This is a genomic window from Streptomyces sp. NPDC048057 (genome assembly GCF_040653095.1).
Lineage (GTDB): Bacteria > Actinomycetota > Actinomycetes > Streptomycetales > Streptomycetaceae > Streptomyces.
This window is the reverse complement of the sequence record NZ_JBEZNF010000010.1, coordinates 145,749-163,359: the sequence shown is the minus strand read 5'-3', so window position 1 is coordinate 163,359 and position 17,611 is coordinate 145,749. Positions and strand designations below refer to the sequence as shown.

The 17,611-nt window shown below is 73.1% G+C and carries 10 protein-coding genes; 8 read left to right on the top strand and 2 right to left on the bottom strand.

Annotation, left to right across the window (positions count from 1 at the left end):
• The first annotated feature begins 176 nt into the window (after positions 1–176).
• The 3 genes from AB0E05_RS14245 to AB0E05_RS14235 all read left to right on the top strand — a co-directional run bounded on the left by AB0E05_RS14245 (position 177) and on the right by AB0E05_RS14235 (position 10,828).
• Positions 177–5,810: a hypothetical protein gene (locus tag AB0E05_RS14245; RefSeq protein WP_361962894.1), complete on the top strand. Its 5,634-nt coding sequence runs from the start codon at positions 177–179 to the stop codon at positions 5,808–5,810.
• Between the two features lie 164 nt (positions 5,811–5,974).
• Positions 5,975–6,271, top strand: coding sequence for a WXG100 family type VII secretion target (locus AB0E05_RS14240; RefSeq protein ID WP_361962892.1), 297 nt, complete (start codon positions 5,975–5,977; stop codon positions 6,269–6,271).
• A gap of 93 nt (positions 6,272–6,364) precedes the next feature.
• On the top strand, positions 6,365–10,828 hold the full coding sequence (locus tag AB0E05_RS14235; protein ID WP_361962890.1) for an FtsK/SpoIIIE domain-containing protein: 4,464 nt from the start codon (positions 6,365–6,367) through the stop codon (positions 10,826–10,828).
• A 70-nt stretch (positions 10,829–10,898) separates the two neighbouring features.
• Here the strand turns inward: AB0E05_RS14235 and AB0E05_RS14230 are convergent, their stop codons facing one another.
• Positions 10,899–11,615, bottom strand: a complete 717-nt coding sequence (locus AB0E05_RS14230; RefSeq protein ID WP_361962888.1) for a hypothetical protein — start codon at positions 11,613–11,615, stop codon at positions 10,899–10,901.
• Positions 11,612–11,908, bottom strand: coding sequence for a hypothetical protein (locus AB0E05_RS14225; protein ID WP_361962886.1), 297 nt, complete (start codon positions 11,906–11,908; stop codon positions 11,612–11,614). Before AB0E05_RS14225 ends, AB0E05_RS14230 begins: the two co-directional genes overlap by 4 nt.
• Positions 11,909–12,079: 171 nt before the next feature.
• Between AB0E05_RS14225 and AB0E05_RS14220 the strand changes: the two genes are divergently transcribed.
• From AB0E05_RS14220 to AB0E05_RS14200, 5 genes are all read left to right on the top strand, one after another.
• Positions 12,080–13,033 (top strand): DUF1996 domain-containing protein, encoded by a 954-nt coding sequence (locus AB0E05_RS14220; RefSeq protein WP_361962884.1) that lies wholly within the window; start codon positions 12,080–12,082, stop codon positions 13,031–13,033.
• A 73-nt stretch (positions 13,034–13,106) separates the two neighbouring features.
• Complete coding sequence (locus tag AB0E05_RS14215; protein WP_361962882.1) at positions 13,107–13,673, top strand: sigma-70 family RNA polymerase sigma factor; 567 nt, start codon at positions 13,107–13,109, stop codon at positions 13,671–13,673.
• On the top strand, positions 13,670–14,383 hold the full coding sequence (locus AB0E05_RS14210) for a zf-HC2 domain-containing protein (RefSeq protein ID WP_361962880.1): 714 nt from the start codon (positions 13,670–13,672) through the stop codon (positions 14,381–14,383). Before AB0E05_RS14215 ends, AB0E05_RS14210 begins: the two co-directional genes overlap by 4 nt.
• Positions 14,384–14,597: 214 nt before the next feature.
• Positions 14,598–16,535, top strand: coding sequence for a glycerophosphodiester phosphodiesterase family protein (locus AB0E05_RS14205; protein ID WP_361962878.1), 1,938 nt, complete (start codon positions 14,598–14,600; stop codon positions 16,533–16,535).
• A gap of 78 nt (positions 16,536–16,613) precedes the next feature.
• Positions 16,614–17,606: a phosphotransferase gene (locus AB0E05_RS14200; protein WP_361962876.1), complete on the top strand. Its 993-nt coding sequence runs from the start codon at positions 16,614–16,616 to the stop codon at positions 17,604–17,606.
• Positions 17,607–17,611: the final 5 nt, after the last annotated feature.

Here is a 17,611-nt window from a genome sequence, read left to right as displayed (position 1 = left end):
GGTACCGACGCACGCCGCCGGCGCGCGTCGCGGTCCACACGCGCGGCGCCCGCGGTTCGGTTCAACGGGCACGGGCCACAGGCCGTACGACAGCTCTGAGGCGGGCCGCTGAACCGCTCGACGGCCCCGGTACGTGCCTGGCTCGGTGAGCGGACCAGGAGCCAGGAGGCCGACAGATGGCGCGACGACACACCACGGGATGGGAGATCCTGGGGTTCGGCGAGGACCCCACCCCCGGGAGCCCCGAGGACATCCGCACCCTCTCCGGCACGTACCGGGAACTGGGCGACAAGGCCGGTGAGGCGTTCAACCTGCTCAGCGGGGACGGACGTATCCGCAACGGCAAGGGCCAGGCGATGGACGCCCTGCGGGAGCGGATCAAGGAAGTCCCGCGGATGCTGGAGTCCACCCGCAACTCCTTCCAGCGGGCCGCCGACGCGTACAACGCGTACGCGGGCGACCTGGAGCAGGCCCAGGACACCCTCGACCGGGCCATCGACGTCGGACTCGCCAACGAGGCGGCGGCGAAGACGGAGGTGCCGACCCCGGCCGCCGACGCCACGCCCGAGCAACTCGCGGCGAACGACGCCGAGAAGGGCCGGGTCGAGCAGGCCCAGCAGGAGATGAACCGGGCCGTCGCGCTCGGCAAGGACGCGCGCAACCTGCGCGAGGACGCCTCCCGGCGGACCTCCGTCACGCTCAGGGACGCCGCCGACGCCGCGATCGAGGAGCGCAGCGACCTCAAGAAGATCGGCGACTTCCTCGCGGACAACCCGATCCTGGAGATCATCGCCGGGATCATCATCGGCATCGTCTCGATCTTCGTGCCGGTGGTGGGGCTGCTCCTGGGGGCCGCGCTCCTGGCGTTCTCGGTGATCCGCATGGTCACCCAGGGCAAGATCGACGTGGGCGAACTGCTCATCGGCATCCTCACCCTGATCCCCGGCGGGGTGCTGCTCGGCGCCCTGGGGAAGGTTGGTGCCGGCTTCGCCAAGCTGGCGAAACTGGTGCCGCTGCTGTCCAAGATCGGCAAGGGCACGGGGACGATCTCGGCCGCCATCGGCAAGATCCTCACCGGCTCGACGGCCTTCCGGAAGTTCTTCGGGCCGCTCGGCAAGGGCATCGCCGGACTGAAGCTGAACCCGGCCGCGGCCCTCGCGGGGAAGGTCGTCATCGACGCCGGTACGGAGTTCGCCCTGGGGTTCGCCGCCGCGGGCATCACCGCCCTGGCCGAGAAGAAGGGCTTCGACGCCAAGGCGGCGGCGATCGGCGGTGCCATCGGGGCCGCGGTGGGCGGGGGCCTCGGTGCCTTCGGCGGCACGGCCTTCGCCAACAACATCAAGAACGCGTTCACGGTGAAGGGGAAGTTCAAGAGCAACATCGACAAGGCGTTCTCGACGCAGAGCTTCGGGGTCGGCCCCGACGGGAAGTTCGCCTTCGGGAACCTCCTCTTCGTGGACGGCGTCGGCTTCCCGCAGAAGACCGGTTTCCACGGCCTCAACGGCAAGACCTCCACGGACGCCGAGACCGGCGCGGTCTCCACCACCATCACCACGCCCGAGGGGCTGAAGACCGAGACGAAGACCGACCCGGGAGCCCAGAAGCCGCCCAAGGACAAGCCGGCGCCGGCGCCGGTGATCAGCGCGAAGACCGAGACCCCCGACGGCTTCACCTCCGAGACGACCGGAGGCACCAACACGATCGAGTCCCCGGACGGGGACAAGGTCATCTCCGACGGCACCACCACGACCGTGGAGACACCGGTCAAGGGCGGCTCGTCGCTGAGCACGACCCTGACCCCGGACGGCTTCACGACCTCGGGGCCCTTCGGCGAGATCTCCCAGGGGCCGGACGGCACGACCATCGCCGGACCGCGCCCCGCGCCCCCGGACGCCCCGCAGACCGGCGCCGCACAGGCCGACCCACCGCAGGTCAACCTGGCGGGGAACGGCAACCCCGGCGGCAACAACGCGGGGGCGCCGAACGTGAACAACCCCGACGGCGTCGACATCAACGACCCGGACGTGATCCTGCCCGCCCCCCTCGCTCCGAACGCCGACGACCCCCAGGTCGGGAACGCCGGCCAGACCAACCTGCCCCAGGGGAACGCACCCGTCCCGAACGCCCAGGCACCCGACGTCCCCGACGTGAACCTGCCGCAGAACGACGGCGAGGGCGCGCCGGCCCAGCCCCCGGCGCCCGCCCCGCCCAAGTTCGTCCTCAACGACAACGGCATCGGCACCGCGGACGGCATCATCACCGTCGGGAACAACGGCCAGTTCACCACGGTGAACACCGACACCGCCGCCATCAACAACCAGAACAACACCTTCTCCGTCTTCGGCGTCCCGAACCCGCCGAACACCGCGCCGCCCCTCGCCACCGTGGACGTCGGCACCGGCACCATCTCCACGGACCTGGGCGGCAACCACACCCTGACGGGGAACACCAACGCGCCCTCCACGGTGACCGTGGACAACAACGCCGTGGGCATCGACGCGCTCGGCAAGGTCACCTTCACCAACGCCGACAACGGCCAGGTTGTCACCCTGCCGCCACCGGGCAGCACCAACCCGGTCACGGTGCAGGACGGCACCGCGTCCGCCGCGATCCACCTGGACGGCACCGCCACCGTCAACGACACCGCCAACCCGGTCGTCACCACCTTGAACGGCGACGGCTTCACCGTGGACACCGGCGGTGCGAACGGGAGCACCGTCCAGTTCAACGGCGCCGCCGGCACCCTGGACATCACCCCCGGCAGCGGCCCCAGGGTGACCGTCGACCCGGCCGGCAACGTCGCCGTGGGCGACGCCACCGGCACCGGCCCCGGCACGGGCACCCTGGGCGGCCCGAACGGCGCCGTCGCCTTCGCCCCCCAGGGCCACACCCTCTCCACCCCGGGACCGGGCGGCTCGTCCTTCACCGTCAAGCCCGACGGCTCCTTCGACAGCGGCGGCATCAAGAAGTCGGCGGACGGCTTCATCGAGACGGACTCCACCAAGATCGCACCGCCGGGCCCGGACGGGACCGTGATCAAAGCCAACGGCCAGGACGTGACCGTGGGCAACGACGGCGTCCTCACCGTCCAGGGCGACCAGGACGGCCAGGTCGTGACCGTGCCCCACGGCGAGCAGCCCACCGCCGGACAGCCCGTGGTGCTCGGTGACGCGACGATCAGCCTGGACGGCGCCGGCGGACCCGTCATCACGGTGAACGCCGGCCAGGGCACCGTACTGACCATGGACAACGGCGTCACCACGGTCACCTCCGGCCCCTTCACCACCGTCCACGGAACCAACGGCCTGACCACCGCGCTCCCCGGCGCTCCGGGCCCCGGCGGCACCGTCACGACCACGCCCGACGGCACCACCACGGTCAACCAGGGCCCCACCGCCTTGACCACCGGCCCGGACGGGAACACCACCGTCACCAACGACGGCAACCCCACTGTCACCGTCCCGTCCCCCGGCGACGGCGCCCCGGTCACGGTCGCCACCTCCGACGGCAGCGCGTCCACCCTGAGCGGGGACGGCGCGCAGACCTCCGTGAACGGCACCCCCGCGGCGTCCGCCACCGTCGACACCGGCCCCGGGGGCACGACGACCACCAGCCAGGCGCCCGCGGGCAACAACACCACCGTCGTCCAGACCCCGACCCAGACCAGCGCCGCGGACGCCGACGGCGGCTTCACCGTCGACGAGGTCAAGACGATCGACAGCGGCGGGGCCACCCTGTCGACCGGGACGGGCGGGGACGGCACCCCGACCGTCACCATCGGCACCCCCGACGGCGCCGGCGGTCTGACGAACTCCACCGTGACGCCCGGCGGCATCACCACCCCCGACGTCACGATCACCACATCGGGAACGGGCGACGCCCAGATCACCCCCAACCCGACCGGCGGCGGGGCGCCCACCACCTTCGGCGTCGGCAACGACGGCTCGCTCACGGTTGACGCGCCCGGCGGCAACCACGCCGACGTGGGCCCGCTCGGCACCGTGCCCGCCGACGCCGGCGGCGGTACGAAGCCCGGCGACGTGAAGATCACCGACGGGAACGGCGACTCCATCGCCACCGCTGGGAACACCACCACCGTCGCGGGCGGCGGCTTCACCACCACCTTCACCAACGGTGACAACGGCTCGACCGTCAACACCGTCCACGACAAGAGCGGCACCGGCCACACCATCGACCCCAACGGCCAGGTCACCGTGCAGAAGCCGCCCAGCGGCGCGACCATCTCGGCCACCCACACCGGTGGCTCCGTCACCACCCCGCCGAACACCGGCACCTTCGGCTTCCCGACGTATGCCGGCGGCGGCAACACCCTCACCAACGGACCGGACGGACCGACCGTCACCACCCCCGGCACCCACACGACCTTCGACCCGGGCAGCACGGTCACCCACAACACCGGCCCGGCGAACGGGCTCGACGGCGTCGTCACCGTCACCCACGGCCCGGCGACCGGCAGCTTCGCCCCCGGCGGCCTCACCGAGCTGAAGCCCTCCGGCAACCAGGTCGACGGCGCTGTGATCGACACCGCGGGCAAGCCCGTGGGCGACCAGCCGGGCCAGACGTCCATCAGCACCGTGACGGGCGACGGCAAGGGCTCCATCAACGTTCCCGCGTTCGGCGGCGCCGGCAGCATCGGACACAGCGGCTTCTTCGGCGGCGGCACCACCGTGAACACCGGCAACACCACCATCAACAAGACGCCCGACGGATTCGTGGAGAACGCGGGCACGGCGGGCCAGAAGTCCGGCGTCCTCGACGGGCCGAACAACCCGCACAACCCCGCACCCAAGGCCCAGCCCACCTTCACCGTCGGCGGCACCGACAACAACGGGCCGACCGTCGAGATCCCCACCAAGGGCGGGCCGTCGACCGTGCACGGTGACACCTTCGACGTGAAGGGCGCCGGCGGCGGCTCCTTCACGGTCTCCGTCCCGGGCGGCGGCACCGGGGCGGCGAACGACTCCGTCACCGTCACCGACAGCGGCGACCTCTCCGGCCCCGGCGTCGTCCAGCCCGCGCCGGACGCGGCGGGCGCCCCCCTCCCACCGAAGACGATCACGCTCAGCAACGGCGCCGTGGTGACCGCGGGCTCCCCGCCCACCTTCACCCCGCCCGGCATCGGCACCGGCACCCTCGCCTTCAACACCAACAACGGGACGGCGACCACCGCCGACGCCGCCAACGGGATCACGATCACCCAGAACCCGAACGGGACGGCCGACTTCCAGAACACCAACGGCGGCCAGAACGCCACCTTCACCATCAGCAACAGCGGTGTCAGTGGCTCCGTCACCACCACCGGCGACAACGGGGGCAGCTTCACCGTCAGCGCCGGCGACAGCGGCGCGGTGAAGGTCACCGACGGCGCCGGGAAGTCCGTGGAGCTGGACCCGGGCGGCTCCTTCCACGAGCAGCACTCGCCCTCCCACGACTACGACGCCAACGTGGGAGCGCCGAAGGCGGTGAACGAGTACCAGGACTACGGGTACGAGGCCGCCACCAACGTCATCAAGGGCACGATCAGCAACCTCGTGACCGCCTGGTACCAAATCAACGAGCTGGGCGTGGACCGCCAGACCGCCCTGGAGAACGCGGGAGTGAAGATCGGCAACGGCCTCGCCAACGGTCTGGCCAACAAGAAGCTGGAGAACCAGTACGGCTTCAAGACCAACGGCCTGGAGACCGGGTTCGCCGCCATCCCGACCAAGACCATCGTCAACCTCAACAACAACCAGGACATGGGGAACCTCAACCCGATCCCGGACCCGGCCCTGACCCCCGAGCCCTGACGCCGCCGTCCGCGCCGGCGTCCGGGGCGGATGCCCTGAGAAAGCGCTGAACCGCACCGGACACCCACACGTGTTCACAGTGCGCTGCCGCCACCGGGGGCCACCTCGACCCCCGCCCGGGCCGGCGCGCACCCCACCCGGCACCACCTCCCGAAGGACCAGCCATGGCCGACTACATCGTCAACGACGAGAAGCTCAACCAGACCGCGGCGAACACCATGAACCAGTACGACGTCGCGATAGCCCAGCTCCAGGCGATCCAGACCGAGCTGCGCGGCCTGGTCTCCGACGGCTACAACACCCCGGCGGCCAAGACCGACTTCGTCGACTTCTGCGAGCAGTTCTTCAAGGGGTACGACTCGGTCGTCCAGGGCCTCCAGGGCGTCTCCAAGTACGTCAAGGGAGTCGGCGACGGCTTCGCCCAGCTCGACCGCGACCTCGGCGCCAGCCTCCGCGGCTGAGCCTTTGACGCCCGGGGGGGCGGACCGTCCCGGCCCTTGCCGCCACCGCCCCGGACCCGGATCCGTACCGCCCACGCGAGCGTGAGGAGCGCCATGCGGCTGACCGTCACCGCGGTCGACCCCGAAGAGGGACAGAGCGCGGACTTCCTGATCGAGACCGACCCCGCGGTGCCGGCCGGCGACCTCGCCGCGGAGATCGCCCACCAACTGCACGGCCGACCGTCGCCGGTGCGCCCCGTGCTGTACCGCGGCAGCGAACCGCTCCCCGGCGACCGGCCCGTCGGCGAGCTGGAGCTGCGGCCCGGAGGGCTGCTCGGCATCGGCGGGCCCCTGCCGCTGCCCGCGGCCGAACCGGACGGCGTGGCCGAACTCAGGGCCGTCGCGGGGACCGGCGCCGGCGCCGTCTTCCGGCTGCCGCCGGGAGAGTACGCGCTGGGGTCCGATCCGCACCACCCGCTGCACCTGACCGCCGAGGGGATACCCGGGACCGCGGCGCACCTCAAGGTCGCCGCCGACGGCACCGCCACCGTGCGCGCCGCGGCCGAGGGCGTACGACTCGACGACGAGCCCGTGCCCGAGTGGACGCCGTTCCCCGTCGGCGGGATCCTCACCGCCGGTCCCGTCCTGCTGGAACTCGCCGAGCCGTCCCGGCCCGACGCGGCCCTCCAGCCCTCCGAGGACGGCACCGGGCTTGACTACAACCGGCCGCCCCGGCTGCTGCCGCCGCCCGTACGGGACAAGTTCCGGCTGCCGATGCCGCCCTCGAAGCCGCCGCGCAACCCGCTCCAACTCGTGATGATCTTCGCGCCGTTGGCGATGGCGCTCGTCGCGGTCGTCGTCTTCGGCAACATCCGCTTCCTCGTCTTCGGCCTGCTCTCCCCGGTGATCGCGATCGCCAGCCAGCTCTCCAACAAGCGGCGCGGCAAGGAGAACTACGAGGACCAGATGCAGGAGTACGAGCAGCGCAGGACCGAACTCGACGCGGACGTCGCCGAAGCCGTCCTCGCCGAACAGCGCGCCCGGCGCGCCGCCTGCCCCGACCCCGCCCTCGTCACCCTGATCGCCACCGGCCCCCGCCAACGGCTGTGGGAACGGCGCTGGCGGGACAACGACTTCCTGCTGTTGCGCCTCGGCGTGGCGGACCGGCCGGCGTACGTGGAGCTGGAGGACCCCGCCGAGGCCGAGCACCGCCGGATGCTGACCCGTACCACCCACGCCGTCCCGGTGTCCGTGTCCCTGCGCGCCGCGGGGGTCATCGGGGTCGCGGGGGGCATGGCGGCCGACCCTCTGGTGCGCTGGCTCGTGGGTCAGAGCGCCGTTCTGCACAGCCCCTCCGACCTGCGGATCTGCGTGCTGTCGGGAAACCGTGACCGGGTCGGGGACGCCGAGCGCTGGTCCTGGCTGCACTGGCTGCCGCACACCGCCCCGATCGGCGAGGACACCTACAGCCTGGCCGGCCCGACCGCAGAGTCAGTGGGGCGCCGGATCGCCGAACTGGCCGCCGTCGTCGCCGCCCGGCAGACGGCCGGCGACCGGGCGCCGCGCGGCGGTGCCGTCGGCGAACCCGACATCCTCGTGGTGCTCGACGGGGCCCGGAGGCTGCGCTCGCTGCCCGGGGTGATCCCGCTGCTGCGCGAGGGCCCCGCCCACGGCGTGTACGCGCTGTGCATCGACGACGAAGCCCGGATGCTGCCCGAGGAGTGCCAGGCCGTCGCCGTGGCCACCACCCGGGGGCTGCGGGTCGAGCAGGCCGCCGCCGACCCGGTCGCCGGCGTGCTGACGGACGCCCCCGACCGCGGCTGGGCCGTCGGCGTCGCCCGGGCGCTCGCCCCCGTGCGCGACGTCGGCGACGATGCGGAGGAGAGCCTGCTGCCGACCTCCGCCCGACTGCTGGACGTCCTCGGCCTGGAGCCGCCGACGGCGGAAGCGGTCGCCGCGGGCTGGGCCCTGGGCGGACGCTGCACCCGGGCCGTGCTCGGCGAGGGCGTCGACGGCCCCTTCGCGGTCGACCTCGCAGCGGACGGCCCGCATGCGCTGATCGCCGGGACCACCGGCTCCGGGAAGTCCGAACTCCTCCAGACCCTGGTGGCCTCCCTCGCCGTCGCCAACCGGCCCGACGAGCTGAACTTCGTCCTCGTCGACTACAAGGGCGGCAGCGCCTTCGCCGAGTGCGAACTGCTGCCGCACACCGTCGGCATGGTCACCGACCTCGACACGCACCTGGTGGAGCGCGCCCTGGTCTCCCTCGGCGCGGAGCTGAAGCGGCGCGAGCGGATCCTCGCCGACGCCGGCGCCAAGGACATCGACGACTTCCTGGCGAAGCGGGCAACCAGCGTCGCCGGGCTCGACCCGCTGCCCCGACTGGTGCTCGTCATCGACGAGTTCGCCTCGATGGTGCGTGAACTGCCCGACTTCGTTTCCGGGCTCGTCAACATCGCCCAGCGCGGCCGTTCCCTCGGCATCCACCTGATCCTCGCCACCCAGCGGCCCTCCGGCGCCGTCACCTCCGACATCCGCGCCAACACCAACCTGCGGATCGCGCTGCGCACCACCGACGTCGGCGAGAGCCGCGACATCATCGACGGCCCCGACGCGGGCGAACTCTCGCCCCGCACCCCCGGCCGTGCCTACGCGCGCCTCGGCCACGCGGCGCTGCTGCCCTTCCAGACCGGACGCATCGGCGGCCGGCGCGCCCAACAGGTGGCGGCGTCCACCGAACGACCCGCGCCCCGGCTCACCGAGGTCCACTGGGAGCTGCTGGGCGATCCGCCGCCGCGCGCGACGACGCGTGAGCCGACCGCCGTACAGCCCGTCACCGACCTCGCGGTGCTGGTCACGGCGGTGCGCGAGGCCGCCGTGCAGACGGGCGCCGCCGCGCCGCGCCGCCCCTGGCTGCCGCCGCTGCCCGAGGTGCTCACCCTGGACGAGATCGCCGCCGCGCTCCCCGCACCGGCCGTGGACGCCGCCGGTGCGGCCGTCGACCTGGGCGCCACCGTGCCCAGCGCCCTCGCCCCCGTCCCGTACGGCCTGATCGACCTGCCCGACGAACAGACCCGCCGCCCCCTGGTCCTCGACCTCGACACCATGGGCCATCTGCACCTCATCGGCTCGCCGCGCGGCGGCAGGTCGCAGGCGCTGCGAAGCCTCGCCGCCGCCATCGCCGACACCCACAGCACCACGGACGTCCACCTGTACGGGCTGGACTGCGGCAACGGCGCCCTCACGGTGCTGACCCGGCTGCCGCACTGCGGCGCCGTCGTGGACCGCACCCAGATCGAACGGGTGGGCCGGCTGCTGGACCGGCTCGTCAAGGAGACCGCCCGGCGCCGCGTCCTGCTCGGCCGCGCCGGCGCCTCCGACCTGACCGAGCTGCGCCGCCATCTGCCCGAGGACGAACGCCCACCGCACGTCGTCGTGTTGATCGACCGGTTCGAGGCGTTCGAGCGGGACTTCGGCAGCTACGACCAGGGCAGCGTGATGGACGCGCTGGTGGCCCTGTTGCGCGAGGGCGCCAGCGCCGGCGTCCACGTGGTGGTGACCGGCGACCGGGTGCTGACCCAGGGCCGGTTCGCCTCCAGCACCGAGGACAAGCTGGTCACCCGGTTCAACGAACGCAACGACTACTCGATGGCCGGACTGAGCCCGCGCACCGTCCCCGAGGACCTGCCGCCCGGTCGCGCCGTCGAGGTGCGCACCGGCCGCAGCGCCCAGATCGCGCTCATCGCCGCGGACGCCTCCGGCGCGGCCCAGGCCCAGGCGCTGACCGCGCTCGCCGACCGGGTGCGCGAACGCGACGAGCACGTGCCCGCCGACCACCGACCCTTCCGCGTCGACGTGCTGCCGGACGAGTTGAGCTTCGCCGAGGCGTGGCAGCGCCGACCGCACGGAACGTCCCCGCTGTGGGCGATGGTCGGCGTCGGCGGCGACGAGCTGTCCGCGATCGGCACGGACCTGTCCCGGGTACCGTCCTTCCTGGTCGTCGGGCCGCCGAGGTCCGGCCGCAGCACGGTCGCCCGCACCCTCGCCCACTCGCTGCTCGCCCAGGGCACCAAGATCGTGGTGGTCGCGCCGCTCGCCTCGCCGCTGCGCGACCTGGCCGGCGTGGACGGGGTGGTCGAGGTGTTCACGGACGTGGACCTGACCGTCGCGGACTTCCGCCGGGCGCTCGGCAGGGTGGACAGCCCGGCCGGTGCGGTGGTCGTCGACGACGGGGAACTGCTGATGAACTCCGAGATCGACGGCGACCTCGCCGCCCTGGCGCGCGGCAGCGCCGGCGACGGCTGGGGCCTGGTCGTGGCCGGCAACAACGAGGCGCTGCTGAGCGCGCTGCCCGGCTGGCAGGCCACGATGCGGCGCAACCGGTGCGGCGCACTGCTCGCCCCGCGCTCGATCACGGACGGCGAGATCGTGGGGCTACGGGTGCCGCACGGCATCCTGGGCGCGGACAGCGAGCCGGGCCGGGCCCACGTGCACCTCGGTGACGGCCGCTACCAGACCGTCCGGGTGCCCCGTCCCGCCCCGATGGCGGAGAACCACGGCGCGGCGCTCACCGCCTGACACCGCGCCGGCACGACGAAGGGCCCGGACCGCTGCTCCTCGGTCCGGGCCCTTCGGCGCGCCCGATCGCTCAGCCGCCGACCGCCGAGGGCTCGCCCTGCGCGGCGTACTCGAAGGTGAACGTGCCGGTGATCGCGTCGAAGACGTCGTACAACTGCTCGGCCAGCGGCAGGTTGGGGCTGTGGCAGGTGATGACCAGCACCCGGCGCGAGCCGGGCACCGGCACCACGGTGTGCATCACCAGCATCTTGTACGACACCCCGTGGGCGAGGTCGCCCCGCTCCACGCCCGTCAGCCGTCCGACCCGCCCGACGCCCGGCAACTCCACCGTGGTGAACCGGCGTTCGACGCCGCTGTGCGTGCGGCGGCCCCCGGTCGCGGAGAACTGGCGGGCCAGGTCCCGGGCGGAGAAGCTCTCGCCCTGCGGCTGCGTCAGGCTGAAGATCATCACGCCGGCCATCAACAGGCCGTCCTCGTACATCGTCGTGGTGCCCGCGGCGTACAGGGCGCCGTGCCGGCGGGCCGTGGCCAGGATGCGCCGGGCGTCGCGGAAGGTGGCGTTGATCAGGTCGCGCTCGGTCTTCCTCGGGGCGTTGCGCAGCATCTCGGCGCGGACCGGCGCGAGGGCGTCCCCGTCGAGGTCGTAGGAGGTCCAGGTCTCCGGCACCGCGATGCCGAACGAGTCCGGTGCGCGGTCGGGGTCGACCGGTCGTGCGTCCGTGCCGCCCTGAGGTCGGGCCCGCCCGTCCCGCCCGTCGCCGGGTCCGGTGGAGTCGTCCGTGCTCACTTCCCCGTCCCTCCGTCGCCGTCGTCCTTGAGCGCGGACGCCATCTCCTTGTCGGCGTCGGCGAAGCCCTTCACGATCGCTTCGCACCCCTCCCGCAGCGCCTTGCACTCCCGCTTGAGCTGGAAGCGCCCGTCGTTCCAGCGCTCGTCGAACTCCCGGCCGGCGGCGGCCAGCGGGGGGCCGACGGCGACCGCGTCGAAACCGGAGGCCCGGGTCTCGATCAGCTCCATCACCCGGGCCAGGAGAGCGCCCATGCTCTCCACTTCCGCACCGGGCATGTCGATCTCGGCCATCTGCCCTCCCGTCACCGGCTCGACGGGACGCTCCCGTCGTGCCCGACACACGGCTCAGCCGGATGAAAGGTTCAACCACAAGTTGTTGAACAGCCGAACAGAAGGTGAAACGCTTACTGAGTGGCGATTCAACTACGAGCGGCAAAACGGAAGTTGACGAGGAACGTGACCGTGCTCGCGCTGGCCGTCGGAGTCCTCGTCGCCGCGATCGTCGCCAACCGCCCGGCCGGTGCCGACGACGCGCCGCCCGACAGCGCCTACGTCTCCCTGGCCGACGTCCCCGCGCCCCCGGCCGCGCCGCCCCCCGGCCCCGACGCCTCCACCGGCACGTACGCCGTGGAGTGCGGACGCAACGAACGCGGCCACTACAACACGGACAACGTCGTCACCTCGCCCGGCCTGGTGGGCGGCGCCCACCACACCCACGACTACGTGGGCAACACCACCACCAACGCCCTGTCCACCGACGCCAGCCTCGCCGCCGCCCCCACCACCTGCCGCGGCGGCGACCGCTCGGCGTACTTCTGGCCCGTGCTGCGCCGGCTGGACCGCGCAGGCTCGGACGCGAAGGCCCACGGCGGCGGCAAGCACGGCAACACCGGCGAGATCGTCGTCCCCTCCGCAGTGCGCATCGTCTACCACGGCAGTCCGGTCAGCGAGGTCGTGCCCCAGCCCGCCGGGCTGCGGACCATCACCGGCGACCCGGTGGCGGCCACCACCACCGACGAACACGTCCGGGCCCAGTGGGGCTGCTCCAACGCCCCCGGCCGCACCACCACCAAGTACCCCCGCTGCCCGTCCGGCAGCGGTCTGACGCGCACCTTCACCTTCCCCAACTGCTGGAACGGGCTCCAGTCCGACAGTGACGGACACCGTGCGCACATCATCTTCCCCGCCGGGAACGGCGCCTGCCCCACCGGCACCTTCCCGGTGCCCCAGCTGCGCATCACCCTCACGTACGACCTCCCCGACGGGGTGGCCTTCGCGGTGGACTCCTTCCCCGAGCAGCGGCGCGACCCGATGACCGACCACGCCATGTCCGTCAACGCCATGACGGACCGGCAGCGCGCCGAGGTCGCCGACTGCCTCAACGAGGGCCGCACCTGCCGGGCTGCCCGCTCCTGACCGCCCCCGGTGAACCGTCTCGACCCCGCACCCGTGTTGAAGGCATCGGACCTGCGGAGGACGGAGTGAGTGGATGGCGGCACTGTGGTCGCGCACTCGGCAGAAGTCGAGCGACGAGGTACTTGTCCGGGCACTGTACGAGGAACACGGCAGAGCCCTGCTCGCGTACGCGCAGAGGCTGACGGGAGACCGCAGCGCCGCGGAGGACGTGGTCCAGGAGACGCTCATCCGCGCCTGGCGGCACCAGGACGTGCTCACCAACGGCAAGGGCTCCGTCCGCGGTTGGCTGCTCACCGTGGCCCGCAACATCATCACGGACCGCAGCCGGGCGCGGGCCGCGCGCCCCACCGAGGTCGCCGAGTCGCCGACGAACGGTCCCGTGGCGCACGACCACGCCGAGGCGGTGGTCGACTCCATGGTGGTGATGGAGGCCCTGGACAAGCTGTCCCCGGACCACCGGGACGTGCTGGTGGAGATCTACTTCCAGGGACGGACGGTCACCGAGGCGGCGAAGGTCCTCGGAATTCCCGCCGGGACGGTCAAATCCCGGTCACACTATGCGCTGAAGGCGTTAAGAGAGCAGTACGCGGAGAAACCCGGAACTGGCCGGCTGGTCGTGTTGAAGGAGGCGGTGGCATGAGCATCCAGCAGCACGACGGCGAACTGCTCGGCGCCTATGCGCTCGGCGCCCTCGACGAGGAGGAGAAGCGCAGGATCGAAGGCCATGTGGCCGAGTGCGAGGGGTGCCGGGTGGAACTGGAAGCCCTGCGGGACCTGGAGGCGACCCTCGGCGAAGTGCCACCGGAAGCCTTCCTCGACGGGCCGCCGGAGGGCGGTGATCTGATGCTCCAGCGGACCCTGCGCCACGTGCACGCCGAGCGCGCGCGGTCCGAGAAGCGGCGCAGGGTGATGCTGGGGGTGGCCGCGTCCGCCGTCGCGGCGGCCGTGTTGGGAGCGGGCTTCCTCGTCGGGCGCGGCACCGCGGACGAGGGCGAGAGGGTGGCGCTGCCGCCGCGGCCGGCGGTCTCCGCGCCGCCCGTGGTGCCGGACACCAAGTTCGCCTCCGGCACCGACGCCGGTACCGGCGCCCGGATGGCGGTTCGGCTGACCCCGGCCGCCGACTGGGTACGGGTGAACGCGGCCGTGAGCGGCATCCCGGCCGGGGAGCTGTGCCGGCTGGTGGTCGTCGCCAAGGACGGCAAGCGCGAGGTCGCGGGCAGTTGGGTGGTCGGCAGCAAGGAGAAGGGCGCCAACCTCGACGGCTCGGCGGCGGTGGCGGGCAAGGACGTCAAGGAGGTCTTCGTCGAGAACGCCGCCGGAAAGCGGTACGTGACGACCTCTCCGGTGTGACGTCGACACCGGCCCAAGGCGGGCCGTGGTCAGGGGTCCGGGACCCGGGGCGGCGATGCCGGCCCCGGGTCCCGGACGTTTCGGGCCCGTACCCCCGTACGCCTCGTGCCCGCGCCCTCGTTCACCGCGCCGTCGGCACCCGGTCACGACGGCGCCGGCGGACATTCGTCCCTCCGTACGTACATGTTCGGGTGCATTCCGTAGGGTGCCGGCCATGTCGCTCAGAACTCGCCTCTCGCCGCGCATCCGCCGCGCCCCCGGCGCCCGCCGCGCACGGCGCACCCCGTCCCTGCTGCTGGCGACCGCCGCCGTCGTCTCCCTGTCGACCGCGGCGCCCACCTCCGCAGCGCCCGCCACGGCGTCCGCCGACGGCGCGGACGCCGCCCGGGTGGTGCTCTCCACCGACTTCTCCGGCTCCTCCCTGCCGGCCGGCTTCCGCGCCGTGGAGGGCACCTGGAAGGTGAAGGACGGCCGGCTGCACGGCACCTCCGCCGACTCCGGCCAGCAGAGCCGGATCACCTTCGGGGAGCACCTCGACAACTTCCGCATCGAGGTCACCGCGCGCTTCGAGTCCGTCAAGGACCCGGCCCGCTGGGCCGCCCTCGGCCTCGACGTGCCCGCCGACGGCGCCGTGCCCTGGTCCGTCGCCACCGTGCGCAGCAACAGCACCGCCGCCAACGGCCTGGAGTTCGCCGAGCGCACCGCCGCCGGCGCCTGGAACGTCACCGACACCGCCGCCGCGCCCACCGCCGCCGGCACCGGGCGGGACGTCAAGCTCGCCGTCGAGGTCCACGGCACCAAGGCCCGCTGGTTCTTCGACGGCAAGGAAGCCCTGCGCACCACCCGCCTCGCCCGCTCCGAGAAGGGCGTGGAGGCCCTCGTCGTCAACGGCGCCACCGTCTCCTTCGACGACCTCAAGGTCACCGAACTGCCCGGCCGGGGCTATCTGCGCCCCGAAGGCTCCCCGCTGACCGTGATCGCCCACCGCGGCGCGTCGTCCGCGGCCCCCGAGAACACCCTCGTCTCCGACGAGGCCGCCCGTCGCGGCGGCGCCGAGTACGTCGAGAACGACGTCCAGCCGAGCAAGGACGGCGTCCCGTACGTCCTGCACGACACCACCGTGGACCGCACCACCGACGGCACCGGCGCCATCCGCCAACTGACCGCGGCCCAACTGGACCGCCTGGACGCCGGATCCTGGTTCGCCCCCGCCTACGCCGGAGCGCGGGTCCCCACCCTCGCCGCGCAACTGGACGACCTGCGCACCCGCGGCGGCGACATGCTCCTGGAGATCAAGGGCCGGCACACCCGGGACGAGGTCGCCGCCGTCGTCGCCACCGTGCGCGACCGCAAGATGGCCGACCGGGTCTTCGTGCAGAGCTTCGACGTCGAGACCCTGAAGCACGTCCGCGAACTGGCCCCCGAACTCCCGCTGGGCCTGCTGCGCGGCGGCCTCGACGCCGACCCGGTCGCCCTCGCCCGCGAACTGGGACTCGCCTCGTACAACCCCTCCGACGACGCGCTGCGCCAGCGCCCCGGCATCGTGGCCGACCTGCACGCCGCAGGCGTGGCCGTGTGGGTCTGGACGGTCGACAGCCCCGACCGCTGGCGGGCCCTGGAGAAGGCCGGAGTGGACGGCATCATCACCAACCGGCCCGCCGAGCTGACCGGGTGGAACGCCGCCCACCAGCAGAACCGGCCCGCCCCGCCGGCCGCCCCCGCGGTCGCGATCACCTCGCCCGCGCCGGGCGCCGTCCTCGACCGCGCCCAGGCCCCCGTCACCGCCGTCCAGTCCACCGGCGCCGAGAAGGTCACCCTCACCGTGGACGGCACTCCCGTGTCCGTCGGCAAGCCGCTGGACCTCAGCGGTCTCGCCGCCGGTGAACACCGTCTGCGGGCCACCGCCACCGGGCCCGGCGGCACCACCACCGCCGATGCCGCCTTCACCGTCCGTGCGAGCCGCACCGGCCTCGCCCACCTGGTGCTCACCTCCGGCGCCGACGCCAACCGCATCGCCACCATGACGACGATGCTGGGGCACGGACACCACACCCAACTCGCCCGCTGGGTCGAGAACCAGTCCGGCCGGGGCGTGTCCGCCGCCCGCGCCGCGCTGATCGCCGCGGAGGCCCGCGCCCTCGCCGCGGGCTGATCGGTTCGCCCCGGGCCGTCGCCACGGCCGTCGAAAATGCGTTGCGACGGCCCGGGGTGCAACTGAAGGGTGGGACGCATGATGCAACTCACCGAAATAAGCGGACTTGCACGTCTGGTGGACGAGGAGTGGCGATCGCCGGTCGCCGACGCGGTTGCGGCCCGCTGGGGTCACGAGCCCGGCGCCGCGCGCTGGTGGCGTTCGAGCGCGTCCCACGTGTTCGTCGTCCCGGACGCCCCCGAGCCCGACGCGGAACGCTATCTGCGCTTCGTCCCCGAACGGTACGCGGCCTTCCACCGCTTCGAGACCGTCGCCGCCCTGATGGACCGCCTCCACGACCGCGGGCTCGCCCTCACCCCCCTCGTACGCTCCGGCGCCGGCCGGCTCGTGGAGCCGGTGGACACCCCGCTCGGCACCATGCGCGCCATGTGCCTGGAGGGCGCCCCCGGCGACGAGGTCGACCTCGACGACCTCACCGAAGCGCAGGCCCGCGCCTGGGGCGCCCTGCTCGCCCGTACGCACGACGCCGCCGCCGACCTCGGCGACGGACTCGGGCACGCCCTGGACGGCATCGGCCGGGCCGCCGCGCTCTTCGCCGACGACCGCGACCTGGCCGCCGCCGTCGAACGGCTCGCCGCCCGACTCGCGGCCCTGCCGCGCGACCCGACGCGCTACGGCGTCATCCACGGCGACTTCGAACTCGACAACCTCGCCTGGCAGGGCGACACCCCCACCGCCTTCGACTTCGACGAGGCGGCCCTGTCCTGGTACGCCGCCGACGTCGCGCACGCCGTCCGCGACCTGACCGACCACGGCCGGCCCGCACCCGAGCACGCGATGCTGCTCGACGCCTTCCTCACCGGCTACCGCGACGTGCGCCCCCTGCCCGACGCCGACCCCGGGCAACTGCTCCTGTTCGCCGGCGCCGGCGCCGCCCAGAGCCTGCTCGAACTGCACCCCGTACTCGCCACCCTCGACGAGGGCCGCCCCGACGACCTCGACGAACTGCGCGCCAGCCTGCGCGAACACCACGACGAGCAGCGCCGCATCGTGCTGACCGCCGCCGGCTGACGAAA